Annotated in this window: 16 protein-coding genes and 1 pseudogene; 2 read left to right on the top strand and 15 right to left on the bottom strand. The window is 71.5% G+C overall.

Features of this window, described 5'->3' with window-relative positions; all coding sequences use genetic code 11:
- Positions 1–7: 7 nt before the first annotated feature.
- The 4 genes from OG510_RS05770 to OG510_RS05755 form a co-directional block, all read right to left on the bottom strand.
- On the bottom strand, positions 8–871 hold the full coding sequence (locus OG510_RS05770) for a carbohydrate ABC transporter permease (RefSeq protein WP_406135638.1): 864 nt from the start codon (positions 869–871) through the stop codon (positions 8–10).
- The gene (locus OG510_RS05765; protein WP_406135637.1) at positions 868–1,920 is read right to left on the bottom strand and encodes a carbohydrate ABC transporter permease; all 1,053 of its coding nucleotides are present in this window, start codon (positions 1,918–1,920) and stop codon (positions 868–870) included. The genes OG510_RS05770 and OG510_RS05765 overlap by 4 nt, the downstream gene beginning before the upstream one ends.
- Positions 1,907–3,232, bottom strand: coding sequence for an extracellular solute-binding protein (locus tag OG510_RS05760; RefSeq protein WP_406135636.1), 1,326 nt, complete (start codon positions 3,230–3,232; stop codon positions 1,907–1,909). Before OG510_RS05760 ends, OG510_RS05765 begins: the two co-directional genes overlap by 14 nt.
- A 61-nt stretch (positions 3,233–3,293) precedes the next feature.
- Positions 3,294–4,481 (bottom strand): ROK family protein, encoded by a 1,188-nt coding sequence (locus tag OG510_RS05755; RefSeq protein ID WP_406135635.1) that lies wholly within the window; start codon positions 4,479–4,481, stop codon positions 3,294–3,296.
- A gap of 188 nt (positions 4,482–4,669) precedes the next feature.
- Here OG510_RS05755 and OG510_RS05750 point away from each other — a divergent pair.
- Positions 4,670–4,843, top strand: a pseudogene (locus tag OG510_RS05750) (transporter); the annotation flags it as partial.
- 426 nt (positions 4,844–5,269) lie between these two features.
- Here the strand turns inward: OG510_RS05750 and OG510_RS05745 are convergent.
- A complete protein-coding gene (locus OG510_RS05745) occupies positions 5,270–6,667 on the bottom strand; it encodes an MFS transporter (protein ID WP_406135634.1) in 1,398 nt (465 codons plus the stop codon).
- A gap of 155 nt (positions 6,668–6,822) precedes the next feature.
- Between OG510_RS05745 and OG510_RS05740 the strand changes: the two genes are divergently transcribed.
- A complete protein-coding gene (locus OG510_RS05740; RefSeq protein ID WP_406135633.1) occupies positions 6,823–7,653 on the top strand; it encodes a helix-turn-helix domain-containing protein in 831 nt (276 codons plus the stop codon).
- Between the two features lie 110 nt (positions 7,654–7,763).
- Here OG510_RS05740 and OG510_RS05735 read toward each other — a convergent pair whose 3' ends face one another.
- The 10 genes from OG510_RS05735 to OG510_RS05690 form a co-directional block, all read right to left on the bottom strand.
- Positions 7,764–8,870 carry a zinc-binding dehydrogenase gene (locus OG510_RS05735; protein ID WP_406135632.1) on the bottom strand — a complete coding sequence of 369 codons (1,107 nt, stop codon included), beginning with the start codon at positions 8,868–8,870 and terminating at the stop codon, positions 7,764–7,766.
- Positions 8,867–9,685 carry a phytanoyl-CoA dioxygenase family protein gene (locus tag OG510_RS05730; RefSeq protein ID WP_406135630.1) on the bottom strand — a complete coding sequence of 273 codons (819 nt, stop codon included), beginning with the start codon at positions 9,683–9,685 and terminating at the stop codon, positions 8,867–8,869. The genes OG510_RS05735 and OG510_RS05730 overlap by 4 nt, the downstream gene beginning before the upstream one ends.
- Before the next feature lie 59 nt (positions 9,686–9,744).
- Positions 9,745–10,479 (bottom strand): SDR family NAD(P)-dependent oxidoreductase, encoded by a 735-nt coding sequence (locus OG510_RS05725; RefSeq protein WP_406135629.1) that lies wholly within the window; start codon positions 10,477–10,479, stop codon positions 9,745–9,747.
- Between the two features lie 31 nt (positions 10,480–10,510).
- Positions 10,511–10,927, bottom strand: a complete 417-nt coding sequence (gene panD, locus OG510_RS05720; RefSeq protein ID WP_406135628.1) for an aspartate 1-decarboxylase — start codon at positions 10,925–10,927, stop codon at positions 10,511–10,513.
- 69 nt (positions 10,928–10,996) lie between these two features.
- Positions 10,997–11,518 (bottom strand): flavin reductase family protein, encoded by a 522-nt coding sequence (locus OG510_RS05715; protein ID WP_164267142.1) that lies wholly within the window; start codon positions 11,516–11,518, stop codon positions 10,997–10,999.
- Positions 11,512–12,702: an acyl-CoA dehydrogenase family protein gene (locus OG510_RS05710; protein WP_406135627.1), complete on the bottom strand. Its 1,191-nt coding sequence runs from the start codon at positions 12,700–12,702 to the stop codon at positions 11,512–11,514. The genes OG510_RS05715 and OG510_RS05710 overlap by 7 nt, the downstream gene beginning before the upstream one ends.
- 29 nt (positions 12,703–12,731) lie before the next feature.
- Positions 12,732–13,892, bottom strand: a complete 1,161-nt coding sequence (locus OG510_RS05705; protein ID WP_406135626.1) for an acyl-CoA dehydrogenase family protein — start codon at positions 13,890–13,892, stop codon at positions 12,732–12,734.
- The gene (locus OG510_RS05700; protein WP_164267140.1) at positions 13,889–14,152 is read right to left on the bottom strand and encodes an acyl carrier protein; all 264 of its coding nucleotides are present in this window, start codon (positions 14,150–14,152) and stop codon (positions 13,889–13,891) included. Before OG510_RS05700 ends, OG510_RS05705 begins: the two co-directional genes overlap by 4 nt.
- A complete protein-coding gene (locus tag OG510_RS05695) occupies positions 14,149–15,819 on the bottom strand; it encodes an AMP-binding protein (protein WP_406135624.1) in 1,671 nt (556 codons plus the stop codon). The genes OG510_RS05700 and OG510_RS05695 overlap by 4 nt, the downstream gene beginning before the upstream one ends.
- Positions 15,816–16,610, bottom strand: coding sequence for an alpha/beta fold hydrolase (locus OG510_RS05690; protein ID WP_406135623.1), 795 nt, complete (start codon positions 16,608–16,610; stop codon positions 15,816–15,818). Before OG510_RS05690 ends, OG510_RS05695 begins: the two co-directional genes overlap by 4 nt.
- Positions 16,611–16,813: the final 203 nt, after the last annotated feature.

The raw sequence follows: 16,813 nt of genomic DNA, 5'->3' as shown, positions 1-16,813 counted from the left end.
GCGGGGGTCATCCCTTCACGGCGCCGGCGGACATGCCGGACACCAGCTTGCGTTGGATGATCAGGAAGAAGACGACCACCGGCAGCGAGAAGATCACCGAACCGGCCATCTGGCCGCCGAAGTCGGTGCCGGTGGCGGGGGTGCTGAACGACGCGAGCCAGACGGGCAATGTGTAGTGGCCCTGGTCCTTCATGAAGGTGTAGGCGACCAGGTAGTCGTTCCACGCCGTGATGAACGCGAAGATGCTGGACGCGATCACACCCGGCGCGACCAGCGGGAAGAGGATCCGGGTCAGGGTCTGCCAGGTGGTCGCGCCGTCGAGCCGCGCGGCTTCCTCGATCTCGGCCGGGACGGTGATGAAGAACCCGCGCATGACCCAGATCGAGAACGGCAGCACTGTGGCCACGTACGCGAAGACCAGGCCGATATAGGTGCCCAGCAGCCCGATCTCGTTGAAGATCAGGAAGGTGGGGATGAGCAGTGCCGTGATCGGCAGCATCTGCACGACCAGGATCGACACCATGATGGTGCGCCTGCCCCGGAAGCGGAACCGGGACAGCGCCGCGGCGGCGAACGTCCCGAGGACCACGGCCAGCAGCACCGCACCGCCCACCACGATCAGGCTGTTGCGCAGATTGGTCAGGAAGCTGGTCTGGTTGACCGCCGCGTCGAAGTTGCGCAGCGTGGGCGATGACGGCCAGAAGTGCGGGGTCGGCGTCATCGCCTCGGAGCGGGGCTTGAAGGCCGTGTTGACCATCCAGTAGACAGGGAAGATCCACACGAGGCAGAAGACGACGGCGAGGGTGTTGTTCAGCCATCCGCCCCGGGGGCTGCCGGCCCGGTGACGGCGGTTGCGCACACGGTTGCTCACAGGTCCTCCCCCGAGCGCAGCAGATTGCGGATGTACACGGCGGTGATCCCCAGGAGGATCGCGGTGGTGATGACCGACAGGGCCGCGCCCTGGCCGATCCGGAAGGACACGAAGGCCGTCTTGTACGCGAAGATCCCCAGCGTGCTCGTCGCCGAGTCAGGACCGCCCGCCGAGACCAGCCAGATCTGGTTGAAGACGTTGAAGTCCCAGATCACCGACATGATCGTGACCAGCAGCAGGGTCGGGCGCAGGAACGGCAGCGTGACCGACCACCACACCCGCCACTCGCCGGCCCCGTCCAGCCGTGCGGCCTCCGGCAGTTCCACCGGCAGCTGGGTGAGCGCCGCGTACAGGGTCAGCGCGATGAACGGCACCGCCTGCCACACCACCAGCAGCCAGATCGACAGATACGCGAGCGAGGCGTTCTGCCCCCAGTCGGTATTGGTCATGTCGCCGAACACATGCGCCTGGGTGAGCAGCCAGTTGACCACCCCGTAGCCGGGCTGGAACAGCCACTTCCACACCAGCGACGAAGCGACGTTCGGCATGGCCCACGCGAAGATCAGTACCACCGTCACGGTCATCCGCATCGCGGTGCGCAGCCTGGTGAGCAACTGGGCCATGGCCGTACCGATCGCGATGCTGCCCGCGACCATCGCCACGGTGAACAGCACGCTGCGCACCAGCGACTTCCAGAATTCCGGGTCCTGGAACATGTCGGTGTACTGCTGCACGCCGACCATGCTGAACTCGCCGGTGAACAGGGTGCGCTGGTTGTAGTCCGTGAACGAGGTGAAGATCAGGAAGAGGACCGGGGCCACGCTGAACGCGGCCATCACAAGACCGGCAGGCGAGAGCAGCCACAGCACCGCCCACTGCCGCCCGCGCTTCACCGGCCGCTTCGGCGGCTCTGCCGTACGGTTCCCGGCCGACGGCCTTTCGGCCGGCGTCCCTGCCACGGGGGCCCGGTCCTCGGTGAGCAGATCCCCGGTGAGCAGGTCGCGGGCACCGGAGGTGCGGGGGCGGCCTGCCTCGTCAGCCGGTCGCATTGAGGGCCTTGTCCACTGCCGTGTCGAAGGTCCGGGCCGCGTCCGCCGGGGACTTCGTACCGGAAGCGACCTGGGAGAACAGGTGGTTGACCGACTTGTCGGCCTCGAGCGACGCCCACCTCGGGCTCGCCGGGGTGGCCCGGGAATGCAGGGCGGCCTCGAAGAAGCCCTTCTTGAGCGGGGTGGCCCGGCTCATGGCCTTCTTGTTCGCCTCTGCGCTGTTCGGGTTCCAGCCGTCGTGCCCGACGATCCACTTGTCCTGGATGCCGGGGCTCGCGGCGATCTTCATCCACTGGAGCGCCAGGTCCTGGTGCTTGCTCTTGGCCGCCACCCCCCACACGGCGCCGCCCAGCATCACCGGCTGCGCCGCGCCCGAGGTGCCGGGCAGCGGGAAGGAGCCCAGATCGGCGTCGGTGAGCGCGGGGTTGGCCTTCTCGATCTGGGCGATCTGCCCGCTGGTCGCGGTGATGGCACCCGCCTTGCCGTCGGCGAAGACCTGGAGCTGGTCGGGGTTCTGCGGGTCGGCGGTGCGCGACGCGGGCGCCGAGTACGCGTTCTGGAACTTCCTGAACGCGGCGAGACCGGTCTGCGCCTCGGCGGAGCTGAAGCCGCCCGTCCACTTGCCGCCCTTCTGCACGGCTATCTCGCCACCCGCGTCCCAGACGAACTGCAGCCCGGCGGCCCAGTGCTGGCCCGGCAGATAGAAGGGCGAGAAATCCGACGCCTTGTTGGCGGCCCCGACCTTCGTGAGGGCCGCGGTCAGTTCGGCGTAGGTCTTCGGCGCCTTGGTGACACCGGCCTTCCTCCACATCGTCTTGTTGTAGATCACCGCGCGCGCGGCGGCGAAGCCCGGCACGGCGTACAGCCTGCCGTCGACGGTCGAGGGGTCCGCGAGACCGGGAAGCCACTTCTGGCCCTGCCGGAGGTCCTTGGCGTACGAGGTCAGGTCCATCAGGCCACCGCTGGAGGCGTAGCTCGCGACCTGGGTGTTGCCGAGGTCCAGGACGTCAGGCGGGGAGTCGGTGGCCAGCGCCGTGGTGAGCTTGGTGGCGATGCCGTCCCAGCTCTGCGTCTCCATCGTGACCTTGGCGCCGGTCTTCTCGGTGAACTCCCGCTTCACCGCCTTGAGCGACTCGGGGGAGTAGTCGTCCTGCATGACCCAGACGGTCAGGGTCTTGCCGGTGCCCTTCGCGGCGGAGACCTTCTGCTGGGCACCGCCGGAGCCGCCCGTTCCTGAGCCGTTGCAGGCGGTCAGAGTGAGAACCGAGGCCAGGCCGACGGCGCCGGCCGCGGCGAACCGTGAGTGTTTCATCGCAACTCCTGTGCGTAAGGGGAAGGATCAGGCGGGCAGGGCGGGTGGGCGACGGCCCGGGTCACAGCACCCCGAGCTCCGCGGCGAGCACCAGGCACGCACCGCCGAGCAGGGTCAGATCGGTGTCCCCGGCGAGGGAACGGATGTCGAGGGACGTGTGGACCGGGCCCAGCGTGCGCGCCCTGACGACCTCACGCGCGGCGTCGAGGAACTCGCCGTCGACCAGCTCGGGAGGGCCGGTCAGCACGATCTCGTTCAGGTTCAGGACGCTGATGATCGGGGCGAGCACGGTGCCGAGTGCCCGGCCCGCGGCCGACCGCAGAGCAGGCCGACGTTCGGCGTCGGCCCCCGCCAGGCGCCTGCTCAAGTGGCCCGCGTCGATGGCCAGATCGAGGCAGCCGCGCCGCCCGCACATGCACAGCTCGCCGTCCTCGTCGACCGTGACGTGCCCGATCTCGCCCGCCGCGAACTGTTCTCCCTCGACTCGCTCGCCGCCGACGACCAGTCCCGCGCCGACGCCGTGCTCGATCGAGATCACCATCAGGTTCTGGGTGCGCGCGCCCCGGAAGTGCAGTACCCCCAGCGCCGCGAGGTTCACGTCGTTCCCGACGTACGCCGGGATGCCGAAGCATGCGGACAGCTCAGCGGCCAACGGCAGATCGGTCCAGCCGAGATGGGCGGCGAGGCGGATGATCCCGGAGTCGTCGATGATGCCCGGTGAGCCGACGCCGATCCCCAGCACCCGGCGCGGCGCCGCTTCGATCAACTCGGCGGCGAGCCTGAGCACCAGCGCATGTGCGGCAGCCCCCAGGGCGTCGCCGAGCGGCACATCCCGGCGCTCGACCGCCTCGCCCCGCAGATTGAGCACCGCACCACTGAACCGGTCGTTGTGCGACAGGTCGAGCACCACCAGGTTCACCGCGTCGTCCTCGATGCGTACGAGACTCGCGGGCTTGCCGAGCCGGGCGCCCTGGCGGGGGCCGATGTCGGCGACGAGCCCGTCCTCCTCCAGGTCCGCGACGAGCGCGGAGATCGTCGGCGCGGTCAGCCCCGAAGCCCGCGCGATCTCCGAACGGCTTTTGGGGCCCCCGTGGTACAGGGTCGCCAGCACCAGCGACCTGTTGTGCACCCGGCTGTCCAGCGTGCTCGCCTTCGTCCGCTCGGGAGGCCGCCGCTGCAGCGCGGGAACCTGGAGCAGACTGCGCTGCGGACGGTGGGGCCCGGCGGGGGGAACGGTGGATTCGGCCATGGAATGAGGCTGCTTCCTAAAGGGTCTTTAATTAAGATGCTTTAGATAATCAGCCGCACCTTAGCCACCGTCAAGAGGAGCGCACGGAAAACTTTCGGCCGCGGCCGGACGCCCACTCGGGCCGGAGGCGGGGAAGTGCGCGGTGTGCGCCGGTCGATAGCCTGCGAGGGGAAGCGTCGGAGGGGGAGGTGTCGGGCCTGCAACTGTTTCGCACGGACACGACACATGGCGGGGTGACTGAAGCCACGCCGCATTCTGCTGAGGTCGAGGCCGACGTACAGGGCCTCGTCGAGGCGCACATGGAGACTCTGCTGGGCGTTCGCTTTCTTGCGAGCGAGTACGGCACGGGGCCCGTGCCGGGGAACGAATGCCTCGCTCGGCACCCTGAATCGCAGATCGTCGCCGTGTCGAAGCGCGCTCGTTCGGGATCGAGCCCTCCAACCCGTACGAGGACAAGGGCATGTGGACGGACTTCTTCGATGCCGTGATCTTGTCGGAGCTGGAGGGCGTACGGAAGCCGTCGCCGCGAGAGGGTCGCCTTCCATCTCAGCTGGGTCGTCTCGCCCGAGGGTGACGACCTGAAAGCCCCCATCAGCGTGGCCGTCATCCGTCACAGGTCCAACTTGGCTGTTCACAAAGCCATTCCCGCCAGTCCGCCGGCCTGGGACGTCATCCCGAGCGACCTCGCCAACGCCCAGTCGCAGGTGCTGGACGCTGCCGGCCGAAGCGCGGCGGACTGGCGGGCCGGCGGAGCAGAAGCTCCGACCGCCACCGAAACGGCGCGGGCGTCAGCCCCGGTCCGGACGCGTCCCCCGGTCATAGCGCGCCCGCCCCACCCCCGCCGCGACCGTCAGCGGGATCGTGAGGAGGGCGGCCGTCAGGAACAGGCCCCTGTACGCGTGGTGTTCCGCGGGGCCGGCGGCGATGGCGCTCGCCAGGGCGCTGCCGACGTAGAGGGCCAGGCCGAACATCGCCACACCGGTGGCCCGGGCCGCCGGGGACAGGCCGGTGGCCCAGGACTGGATCGTGGAGTGCATGAACGACCAGCCGCCGCCGAGCAGCAGCGTGCACACCACCAGCGCGGGCACCGACCGGCTGGCCGCCGCGAGGCCGAAGGCCAGGGCCATCTGCACCCCGCCGACCACCATCAGCCGCACCGGCGTCCAGCGCCCCACCAGCCGCTTCACCGTCTGGGCCGCAGCCATGGAGCCCACCCCGTACAGCGCGGACACCGCGCCGGCCAGCGTCGCCGACGACCCCTGGGCCTCCAGGGCAGGCGCGATGTACGTCAAAAAGCCCAGCAGGACCGCGCCTTCGAGCATGGCCACTGCCATCACGTACCACTGCCAGCGCGAGCGCAGCACGACCTTGAACGGGGCGAGCAGCGCCCCCGGCGCCGCACGCGGCGGCTCCGGCAGGCGGCGCAGGGCGACGGCCAGGTAGGCGGCCATTACGCCGGGCAGCGCGAAGACGAGACGCCAGCTCACGAAGTGCGCCAGGGCGCCGGCGACGACGGTCGCCACGGCCGTGCCCAGGGCGAACGCGGTCATCAGCTCGCTCAGCGGGCGCTGGCGGACCGCCGCGGGCACGGTGTCCCCGATGTAGGTGATGGACGCGGCGATGGACGCCGCGAAGAACGCGCCGGCCGCGGCCCGCGCCACGATCAGCACCGTCGCGTCGGGCGCGAGCACCGAGCAGAGCGCGGCGACCGCGGCGCCGGCCAGGGAGATCCGCATGACGCGCACCCGGCCGAGCCGGTCGCTGGCCAGTCCCCACACCGGCTGCATCAGACCGTAGGCGAGGAAGTAGCCGCTGGCCGCGAGCATCACCGTCGGCAGCGGAACGCCCAGCTGGGCGCCGATGAGCAGCAGCATCGGGGTGATGCAGAAGCGGTCGAAGTTGCTGACAAACCCGGCGGCCCGCAGCAGCCGTAAAGAGGCGGCAGGCAGGGCCGACAGCGTGGGCGGCACGGGCAGCGCGGGTGCCTCCGGCGGCGATACGGGAGCCTCCCCGGGCGCAGGGGCTGCCGCACCACGCGCCGCCGAAGGGGCAGCGGCGTGCCCGGCTCCCTCGGCGGGCCCGGACGGGTCGGCGGGCCCGGATGCGGCGGCGGACCCGGCCGAGTCCGCGGGCCTCGCCGGGTCGGCGGGCCCCGCTGAGTCGGTGGTTTCCGTATGGGCGTCCATGACGGCTCTCCTTGTGGTAATCCTGTGGTGGTCACTCGGTCCCGCACCAGACCCGGCCTGGCTGGTGGTTCCACCCCATCACCGCCGGTGAGCGGCGCGGCCCCGCAGCCGATTACCCTTGCTCACACCCTGGGAGTGCGGGGCGAGGGGGGATCATGAACGGCGGCGCGGGCAGCGTCCGGGATCGGGAACTGGGCGCGTTCCTGCGCTCGCGGCGTGAGCGGCTGACGCCCGCCGAGCTGGGGCTGCCCGGGTCCGCACGGCGGCGCACCCCGGGGCTGCGGCGCGAGGAGGTCGCGGAGCTCGCCGGGATCAGCAGCTCCTGGTACGCGTGGCTGGAGCAGGGCCGGGTGCGCACGTCGGAACAGGTGCTCCGGTCGGTGGCGCGGGCGCTGCGCCTGGACGCGGACGAGACCGCGCACGTGCTGTCGTTCCTGGAGCACGCCGCGCCGGACGAACACCCGCCGGGATGGGTCTCGCGCAACCTGCTGACCCTGGTGGAGGCGCTGACGCCCAACCCGGCCGTGGTGCTCGACCCGCACTGGGACCTGCTGGCCTGGAACTCGGGGTACGCAGCCCTGCTCACCGATCCGGCCAGGCTCGCGCCCAAGCGGCGCAACCTGCTGTGGCTGGTGTTCCGCTGGGCGCCCGCCCGTACGCTGCTGGCCAGTTGGGAGCCCGAGGCGCGGAGCCTGCTGGGCCAGTTCCGGGCGAAGGCGGCCCGACATCCCGAGGACGGCCGATACGCCGAGATCACCGAGGAACTGCTCGCCGACCCGGACGCGGCGCGCTGGTACGGCCGCCGGGAGACATCGGCGTTCCATCCCGCCGTACGCCACTTCCGGCATCCGGCCACCGGCGATCTGCGGCTGCGCTACGTCAAGCTCGCCGCCGTCGACGAGCCGGGCCACCATCTGCTCGCCTACCTGCCCGACGACCCGGCGACGCAACAGGCCCTGGGAACGCTGGGGGCGCCGGGCCGCTGAGCGGGGTGCGGCGCCGCCCCGCGTACCGACGGCACGCGGGGCGGCGGGGCGAGGAGGGGCGGGCCCGGGCGACCGCCTCCCGCCCCGGCGCCCTCAGGTGCGCGACCCGCTCAGGAGGTGAGCACCGCCTTCATCACCGACCCGTCCGCGACCGCCCCGAGCGCGTCGGCGTGCCGCTCCAGCGGGAAGGGCGTGACCAGGCTCACCAGGTCGAAGCGGGCGGTGAGCGCGGGCAACAGGCGTACGTACTCGACGAGATGGGCTCCGGTGAAGGCCCAGGAGCCGATCACGTCCAGCTGCCGGTGCACGATCTGGTGCGGGTTGATCAGGGTGTCGCCGGCGTCGGTGTACTGGCCGATGATCAGGTAGCTACCGCCCCGGCGGGGCAGGCTCAACCCCTGGCCGACCGCGGCCGGCACCCCGGCGCACTCGATGACCAGATCGGCTCCGTCTCCCCCGGTGGCGTCCTTGACCTGGCGCAGGACGTCCGCGGGGTCGGCCGCCCCGGCGATGTCCAGGTGGACGTCACCGATACCGGCCGCCGCCGCCCGTTCGAGCCGCGAGGCCGGGCCGCCCACGACAACGACCCTGGCCGCACCGGCCAGTTGGGCGAACGCCGCCGCAGCGAGACCGACCGGGCCGCTGCCCTGCACCACCACGGTCTCGCCCAGACGCACCGGCCGCCGCTCGTACAGGGCGTGCGCCACCGTGGGCCCGGCGCAGGCCAGCGACATGGCGGCGAGCGGATCGATGCCCTCGGGCACCTTGATGACGGCGGTGCCGGGTTGCAGCACGATGTGGTCGGCCCAGGCGCCGGAGAGCTCGGGGCCGCTGTCCAGGGCGCGGTTGACGCCGTAGGTGCGGCGCTGCTCGCACAGGGTTGGTTCGCGGTGCAGCCGGCAGGGCGGGCAGACGCCGCAGGCGATGGAGGAAGCCCACATCACCGTGTCACCGGTCGCGAGCGGCGCCCCGGTGGCGTCGCGGTGCGTCCCGATCCCCAACTCCCTTACGTTGCCCAGGCCTTCGTGGCCGAGGACCAGCGGGACGGGGATGTCGAGGTGCCCCTGCCTCAGGTGCAGGTCGGTGCCGCAGACGCCGCCGTATCCACAGGCGACGATCATGCCGCCGTCGGGAGCGGGCGGGATCTCGAACTCCCGAAGTGCCAGAGGCGAGTTGAACTCTTCCAGGACGACGGCGCGTCCGGTGCGGGGCGTCACGACGCCACCATAGGCAGGGCGAGCGTCTCGGAGAACGGCGCGTCCAGGGGGCGCAGCGGCTCGGTGTCGCGGCACACCACGTAGTCCGGACGCGGCTCGCCCACGGGCCGCGGCAGGTTGGCCGTGTCGTTGTAGGTGGCGATCAGCAGGCGGCGGGCGAACGGCGACATGTTGGGGGCCGAGCCGTGCACGATCTCCGGCGAGAACAGCACCACGGAGCCGGCCGGCCCCTTGGGGCTGGTCATACCGTGCCGGTCGACGAGCGTGGCGAGCTGCTCCGGGGTTAGTGAGATGTCGTCGGGGTCGAGGTGCTGGTCGGACTTGGCGGTGGCCGAACGGCCCTCGCGGACGAGCCCCTCGCGGTGCGAGCCCGGCAGGAAGATGACGGGACCGTTGAACTCGGTGACGTCGTCGAGAAAGACGCCGATGCTGATTTGACGCGGCGCGGGCAGCCCGTCGGCCAGCCGCCAGGCGAGGTAGTCCTGGTGCCAGGCCCACTTGTCGCCGCCGAAGGCCGGCTTGGCGTTGATCTTGAACTGGTAGATGTACACGTCGTCGGTGAGCAGCTGCTGCACGGCCGGCAGGATGCGCGGATCGCGGACCAGGCCGGCGTACTCGGGCTGGCGCTGGTGCGAGGAGTAGACCGCGCGCACCGCGGTGCCGCCGTCCTCGGTCACCAGCTGCGGTCCGGGGACCTTGGCGTCGCGGTCGAGGGCCGCCCGCAGCGTGTCCACCTCCCGGGGGTCGAGAAGGGCTTCCAGCGTCAGGAATCCCTGGTCGTGGTACTGGTCGACCTGGTGCCGGGTCAGTCGCATGGGTGTGTTCTCCTGAGTTGTGGGGTGTGTCGGTGCGTGTGGGGTGCAGAGGGGCGTCCTCACCCCATGAAGTGGCCGCCGTCCACGACGAGTTGCTGCCCGGTGAGGTAGCCGCTGCGGGTGGTCACCAGGTACTCCAGGGCGTCGGCCATGTCGTTGGTCGTGCCGAGCCTGCGGGCGGGGATGGTGCCGAGGACGGTGGCCAGCCGCTCCGGGTCGTCCAGGCCGTAGCGCTCGGTGACCTCCTCGGTGTCGGTGAAGCCGGGCAGCAGCGCGTTCACCCGGACGTGCGGGGCCAGTTCGAGGGCCAGGCACTTGGTGAGCTGGATCAGACCAGCCTTGCCGGCGCAGTAGTTGGCGCCGTTGCTGCGGGGACGGATCGCCGTGGTGGAGGCGATGTTGACGATGCAGGCGCCGCCGGCCTCCACCATCGCGGGCGCGAGAGCCCGGCTCAGGTGGAAGGGGCCGGACAGGTTGGTGGCCAGCACCGTGTCCCAGTCCTCGGCGGTCATGGACAAAAAGGGCCCGTCGCGGTTGACCCCGGCGTTGTTGACGAGCACGGCGGGCGCGCCGTACTCGGCGGTGATCCGGGCGCAGACCGCGTGGATCTCCTCGGGTCGGGTGAGGTCGCAGCGCAGCGCCGTGACCCGGCCCTCGCCGGCCTTCTCGGTCTGCTCGGCGGACTCGCCGTCACCGCGGTAGAGGGCGATCACCTCGTGTCCGAGCGCGGTGAGCCGCAGGGTCAGTGCGCGCCCGATGCCGCGGGTGCCCCCGCTGACCACGGAAACCGTCATGCCGACCCCCTGAACTGGCTTGTACTCACGCTCAGTTGGCGATGAGGTCGCCGCGCTTGAGGCCGGAGCCCTCGGGCACCGCGGCCGGGTCGCCGCCGAGGTCGACGACCGTGTTCCGCTCGTCGACGAAGACGACGTGCGGGATGAAGCCGGCGGTCTCCTCGTCCGTCATGGTGGCGTACGCGATGATGATCACCCGGTCCCCGGGGCTGATGAGACGGGCGGCGGCGCCGTTGATGCCGATGACGCCGGAGCCGGCCGGGCCCTCGATGACGTAGGTGGACAGCCGGGAGCCGTTCTCGATGTCGACGATGTCGACCTTCTCGCCGGGCAGCAGGTCCGCGGCCTTCATCAGGTCGGAGTCGATGGTCAGCGAGCCGACGTAGTGCAGGTCGGCCTGGGTGACGGTGGCGCGGTGGATCTTGGACTTCATCAGGGTGCGGTACATGCGTATTCCTCGGGTTCGGGTGGGACGTGGATGGGGAGGTGGGGCGAAAGCCGGATCGGAACGGCCGGGTCAGCCGGCCGGCCAGGTGGCGTAGCGGCGCATGCCGTACAGGAGCGGCGCCGCGTCGGTCGCGGGTGCGTGGGTCTCGGTGTCCAGCACCTCGCCGATGACCAGGGTGTGGTCGTCGGCCGGGATGAGCCGGGCCACGCGGCACTCGGCGCTGGCGTGGGCGTCCTCGGCGAGGACGGGGAGGCCGGTGGCCGGCCCGGGCCGCCAGGCGACCGAGCGGAAGCGTTCGGCCGCGGGCCCCGCGAAGACCTCGGCCGCGCGACGGCCCGCACCGTGCAGGAAGTTGACGGTGAAGGCGCCGCGGGCGGCGAGGATCGGCAGGGTGCTGCCGGTGTTGGACACCGACACCAGGAGTTGCGGCGGATCGAGGGACAGGGAGCACAGGGCGGTGCAGGTGAAGCCGTACGGCGTGCCCTGCGCGTCGGCGGTGGTGATGACGGCGACGCCGCTGGGGTGCGAGCCCATCAGGGCCCGGAAGGCGTCGAGGGTGACGGCGGGCGCGTCCTGGACCGGGATCACCATGCGAAGGCCCGGGCGTCGTAGAGGTTGACGCCGACGGCGGCCTTGCCCAGGTACTCCAGGCAGTCCTGCGGCTTGGCCGGCATCACGTGCGCGAAGGACGCCTCGCGGATCAGCCGCTCCAAGGGGTGGCTGCGGCTGACGGCGGCCGAGCCGCACAGCCGCAGCGCGTCCTGCGCGAGCTGCGGGCCCACCTCGCCGACGACGTACTTGGCCGCGTGCACCATGGCGTTGGCCTCCAGACTGCCGCGCTCGGCGGTGACGAGGTCACCGGCCTCGTGCACCAGGGCGCGGGCGGCCCGCAGCCGGGCCGACATGCGCCCCAACTCCTGCTGCACCACGGGTGAATGGGCCCGCTCGGGGGAGGCCGTGACATGGTCGACGGTGTGCCGGAAGAGTGCCTCGGCGATGCCGAGGTAGGCACCGGCGTAACCGGCGATCATCCAGTGCGGCTCGCGTACGACCTTGAACAGCGACATGCCCTCGACGCCCATGTAGAGCCGGGAGCGCGGCACCGGAACCTGGTCCAGGGTCATGGGGGCGGTGCTGGTGCCGTACATCGCGGACATGCGGTGGACGCTGCCGAAGCTGACGCCGGGGTCGTCCGCGGCGACGACGAAGTGCGAGACCTCGGCGGTGTCCTCCGCGGTGTCCTCGGCCACGGCCGCGACGACGTAGTAGTCGGCGGCGCCCGCCAGCGAAACGAACGACTTGTGCCCGGTCAGGATGTAGTGGGCTGCGTCGTCGGAGAGCCGGTAGCGGGTCCGCAGCCCGTGGAGCTTGGCGCCCCGGCCGGTCTCCGAGGTGGCGGAGGCGAACAGTTTGCGGCCGTGCACCACCTCGTCCAGCATCCAGGCGCGGAACGCGTCGGCGGCCGGGGAGAGACGGGTTCCGGCGGAGTCGGCGAGCGCGCCCATCACCACGTGGTGCATGTTCACGCCGAGGGCCGCGGCCCCGTTGTGCGCGCCGAGTTCGGCGAGCACACGCCAGTAGTCGCCGAAGCCGAGCCCCGCGCCGCCCGCCTCCTCGGGGACGAGCAGGGCGAGCAGGCCGGATTCGCGCAGGAGGCGGTACGTCTCGTGGCCGTCGGCGTGTCCGGCGTCCACATCGGCGGCGAGGGGGGCGAGCCGGGCGCCGGTCTCCGCGGCGAGTTTGAGGAGATCCTCGAGTTGGGTCGGCAGCGTCATCGATGTCCTTCGGTTCGGGTCTCGATCGGTCAGTTCTCGACCGGTAGGCCGAGTTGCCGTGCGACGCCCACGCGCAGCAGGTCATTGGAGCCGGCGTAGGTCAGGGCCGCCATCGGGCTCGCCAGGTCGGCGGCCAGGTCCCAGTCGGGCAGGAAGGCCCGTACGCCGGACAGCGCGGTGGCGTGTTCGGTCAGCCGGACGTAGTCCTCGGCGACGGAGATCTTGGTGAGGGCGGCTTCCGCGGCGAGCTTGCGGGCCGGGACCCCGGCGTCGAGCCGGGCGGCCATCGCGTAGAGCTGGACGCGGGAGCGGTGCAGGGCCATGGCCATGTCGCTGACACGGGCGGCGACCTGGTGGCTCGCACCCATGCGGCGGCCGAAGTGCTCGCGCTGTGCGGCCCACTCGACGGTACGGGCCAGGGTGCGGTGCATCGGGCCGAGCGCGTAGCCGAGGATGACAGAACGCTCCCATGCGGTAGTGGAGGCCATCACCGCGAGACCGGAGCCCTCCTCGCCCAGCAGCGCCTTGGGCCCCAACCGCACGCCGTCGAAGAGGAGTTCACCCATCGGCACGCTCGGCAGCGCGGTCTTGGTGAAGGACTCTCCGCGCCGGACGCCGGGCAGGTCGAGCGGGAACAGGAACGCGGACAGCGCGAAGGGGGAGCGTCCTTCGGCGGTGCGGGCGAAGACGATCGCCCGGTCGGCGACGGGCGCGGCGGTGATGAAGGTCTTGGCGCCGTCCAGGACGAAGCCGTCGCCCTCCCGCCGGGCCCGCGTCGCCATCGAGAACGGGTCGCTGCCGCCGCCGCGCTCGGTCAGCGCGTGGCACAGCAGCACCTCACCGTCCTGGACGTCGGCGACCGCACCCCAGGCGTCCGCGCCGAGGACGGCCCGCAGCGGGAACTGCATGCCGAAGAGCTGCGAGGCCAGCGCGTAGCACAGGCCCGGATCAGCGCCCGCGAGCCCGAGGCCCTCGATCGCGGCGAGCGAGCGGGTGACGGGGCCGGGTCCGGACGCATCCGGGTCGGCGAGCCGCAGCACACCGAGGTCGGCCATGGCCCGCCACTGGGCGAGGAAGTCGTCGCCCGCGGTCTTTTCCAGGACCGGCGCCGCCAGGTCCCGGTAGGTGTCGACGAGCCGCTCCGTCTCGGGCGGGCCGGAGCGCAGCGCCGCCAGGGCCACCGCGGTCACTTGCCGCCCTCGGCTTCGAGACGCTCGATGGCGACCCAAAGGGCCTTGGGGCTGCGGAAGTTGGCGGCGACGATCTCGGTGTCGGGCAGGCTGATGCCGGCCTCGGCGTCGAGCGCCGAGACGATCTCCATGATCGCCAGCGAGTCGACCAGGCCCATCTCCAGGAGTGGGGTGTCCGGGGTCAGGGACTGCGGGTCCTCGCCCCGGCCCCAGGTGATCCGGCGGGCGATGAGGGTGCAGAGGTCTTCGACGCTGTTCATGCGGGGATCTCCTCGATGAGTACGGGGCCGGTGGGTAGGGCGCCGGTGGGTACGACGCCGGGGGGTTCGGTGCTGGTGAGGACGGGGTCGCCGTCGCCACTCAGGGCGCGGCGGTCGACCTTGCCGCTGGTGGTGGTGGGCAACGTGGTGACCGGGACGATCCGGTCGGGCAGCATCCGCTTGGGCAGTACGTCGCGCAGCGCGGCCAAGAGCTCCGGCTCGGTGGCGCCGGTCTGCGCGTAGGCCCATATCTGGCCCGCGTAGGGACCGTTCTTGGCGACGACCGCGGCGGTGGCGACCTGCGGCAGATCGAGAACGGCGCTCTCCACGTCCATCAGGTCGATGCGGTGGCCGCGCCGCTTGATCTGGGAGTCGCGCCGGCCCCGCAGGAAGACCCGGCCGTCGGCGGTGATCCGCCCGATGTCTCCGCTGGCGTAGGCGCGGCGTGTCACGCCGTCGCGGAAGGTGACGGTGCGGGTGGGGTCGCTCGGTTCGCCACCGCGCAGATATCCCTGGAAGACGGTGGGCCCGGCGATGTGGATCTCACCTTCGCCGTCGGTGGGCCGGCCGTCCTCGTCGAGCACCTCGATGTGGACGCCGCCGATGCCGCGGCCGATGGTCAGCTCCTGGTCGGCGGTCCAGTCGGAGGGCATCCGGTAGGAGGTGCAGGCGTTCGTCTCGGTGGGCCCGTACAGGTTGTAGAAGGGGACGTTGTCGAGCAAATCCAGGTAGCGCGCGAGGAGTTCGGGCGCGAAGGCCTCCCCGCCGAAGGCCGCGACGCGCAAGTGCGCCGGTGGGGTGTCGGCGATGCCGCCCTGCTGGAGCATGCCGTGGTAGAGCGAGGGCACGGCCACGAAGTGCGTGATGCGCTGTTCGGTCAGCCAGCCGACGACATCGCGCGGGAAGGCGCGCAGCAGGTCCGGCATCAAGACCGTGCAGGCGCCCGCGGCGGCGGCGCTGAACAGGTCGAAGGTGGTCAGGTCGAAGGTGAGGGCGGCCTGGGAGCCGATCCGGTCGTCGGGGGTGAGCCCGAACTCGCGGGCGGCCCACAGGGCGTAGTGGGCGACGTTCTCGTGCGAGAGCAGGACGCCCTTGGGCCAGCCGGTGCTGCCCGAGGTGAAGAGGATGTAGCCGCCGCGATCGGTGGGCGCGGGCAAGGGCGCGGGCCGCTCCTCGGCGCCGAGGACGCGCAGCCGGTGCAGGCCGTGGTCCAGGGCGGACTCGTCGGCCGGGGCGCCTTCGCGGGCCCGGGCGGCGGCCCGGTGTGCCCCGGCCAGGGCGCGGTCGCTGGTGAACAGCAGGGACAGCCCGGCATTGTGGATCATGCGGGCGGTGCGTTCCGGCGGGTCGGCCACATCCAGGGGCGCGGCCACCGCACCGGCCCGCAGGGCCGCGTACAGGGCGATGACGGTGGCGGGGGCCTTGGGCGCGTAGACACCGACCCGGTCGCCCGGAGCGAGCCCGTCGGCGGTGAGCCGGTCGGCCAACTCCGCTACAGCGGACTCTAGTTGAGCATAGGTCCAGCTCTGGCCGGCACCTTCGAGGGCAGTGCGCCCGGGGTGCAGGCGGGCGGATCGGGCCAGGAGGGCGTCGAGGCGCACGGGGGCCTCAGTGGCCGCGGGGGTGCTCGCCTGCGGGGGCGTCCGCGCGCTCGTCGGCGCGGTCATCGGACGGCCTCCGCGGCGGGGGCGCCGGTGGGGGCGGGGTCGGTGTGCGCGGCGAGGAAATCGCAGACGCTCTCGATGACGAGGTCGGGGCAGACCAGGTAGGGGTAGTGGTCGCAGCCCTCGGGCACCAGGCGCTGGAAGAGGCCGCTTACCACGCGTTCGACGGCGTCGACCTGGCCGAGCGAGCCGTACTCGTCCGCGTCGCCCTGGATCATCAGCACCGGCGCGGTGACGTCGAGGTCGTTCTCGATGTTCCAGTGGCGGAACCCGGGCGAGAGCCAGACGCCGGACCAGCGGTCGAAGACTCCCCGGGGGTCGTCGTGCACCAGGGCCAGCTTCTTGGCGAGCGGACCGGCCTCGTAGGAGGCGCGGGCGGCCTCGATGCCGAGGCGGTTCTCCTCCTCGAAGTACATGTGCGGCCCCATCCCGATAACGGCTTCCACCGGACGCACCGAGGCGTGCAGCAGGGCGATCGAGGCGCCGTCGCTGTGGCCGACCAGGACGGGGCGCTCCAGACCGAGGGCGTCGAGCAGGCCCGGCAGTACGTCCTGGGCGTGCTCGTGCATGTAGCGTGGGGTGCGCGGCAGCGGGTCGGAGCCGCTGCCGCCGTTGCCGTGTCGGGAGTAGACCAGGGCGCGGCGTCCGGTGGCGGCGGCGAGCCTGGCGGGAAAGCGGCCCCAGGCGGCGACGCAGCCGAGTCCGCCGTGCAGGAAGACCAGCGGTGCCAGGTCCGGATCCCCGTCGACGATGACGTGTTCTACCGGACCGTTGTATGTATCAATTACCGGCACATCAATATCCTTCTCGGTGATTACGGAAGCGGAACAGGCATTCCGGAAGGGTCGGCCAGAATTACGTCACGCCGATGTACCGCGCGGCGCGGAGTGAAATCCGCGCAGCCCGGACGGATAGGCGGCGCAAAAAAGTTGAGGAAAGAACTTCCGCAGGTGACGGAGGTCACCGCCGAAGAAGAGACGCGAGGCCGATACCTCGT

The organism is Streptomyces sp. NBC_01089, assembly GCF_045162975.1.
GTDB lineage: Bacteria > Actinomycetota > Actinomycetes > Streptomycetales > Streptomycetaceae > Streptomyces.
Note: the sequence above shows the minus strand (reverse complement) of the source record. Positions and strands in the feature narration are given on the sequence as shown.

Coding starts and splice junctions, on each gene's coding strand:
- OG510_RS05700 (WP_164267140.1), bottom strand. CDS start 14,152: ATGAACAGCGTCGAAGACCTCTGCACCCTCATCGCCCGCCGGATCACC.
- OG510_RS05725 (WP_406135629.1), bottom strand. CDS start 10,479: ATGACGGTTTCCGTGGTCAGCGGGGGCACCCGCGGCATCGGGCGCGCA.
- OG510_RS05710 (WP_406135627.1), bottom strand. CDS start 12,702: ATGACGCTGCCGACCCAACTCGAGGATCTCCTCAAACTCGCCGCGGAG.
- OG510_RS05695 (WP_406135624.1), bottom strand. CDS start 15,819: ATGACCGCGCCGACGAGCGCGCGGACGCCCCCGCAGGCGAGCACCCCC.
- OG510_RS05715 (WP_164267142.1), bottom strand. CDS start 11,518: ATGGTGATCCCGGTCCAGGACGCGCCCGCCGTCACCCTCGACGCCTTC.
- OG510_RS05745 (WP_406135634.1), bottom strand. CDS start 6,667: ATGGACGCCCATACGGAAACCACCGACTCAGCGGGGCCCGCCGACCCG.
- OG510_RS05755 (WP_406135635.1), bottom strand. CDS start 4,481: ATGGCCGAATCCACCGTTCCCCCCGCCGGGCCCCACCGTCCGCAGCGC.
- OG510_RS05730 (WP_406135630.1), bottom strand. CDS start 9,685: ATGCGACTGACCCGGCACCAGGTCGACCAGTACCACGACCAGGGATTC.
- OG510_RS05765 (WP_406135637.1), bottom strand. CDS start 1,920: ATGCGACCGGCTGACGAGGCAGGCCGCCCCCGCACCTCCGGTGCCCGC.
- OG510_RS05760 (WP_406135636.1), bottom strand. CDS start 3,232: ATGAAACACTCACGGTTCGCCGCGGCCGGCGCCGTCGGCCTGGCCTCG.
- OG510_RS05740 (WP_406135633.1), top strand. CDS start 6,823: ATGAACGGCGGCGCGGGCAGCGTCCGGGATCGGGAACTGGGCGCGTTC.
- panD (WP_406135628.1), bottom strand. CDS start 10,927: ATGTACCGCACCCTGATGAAGTCCAAGATCCACCGCGCCACCGTCACC.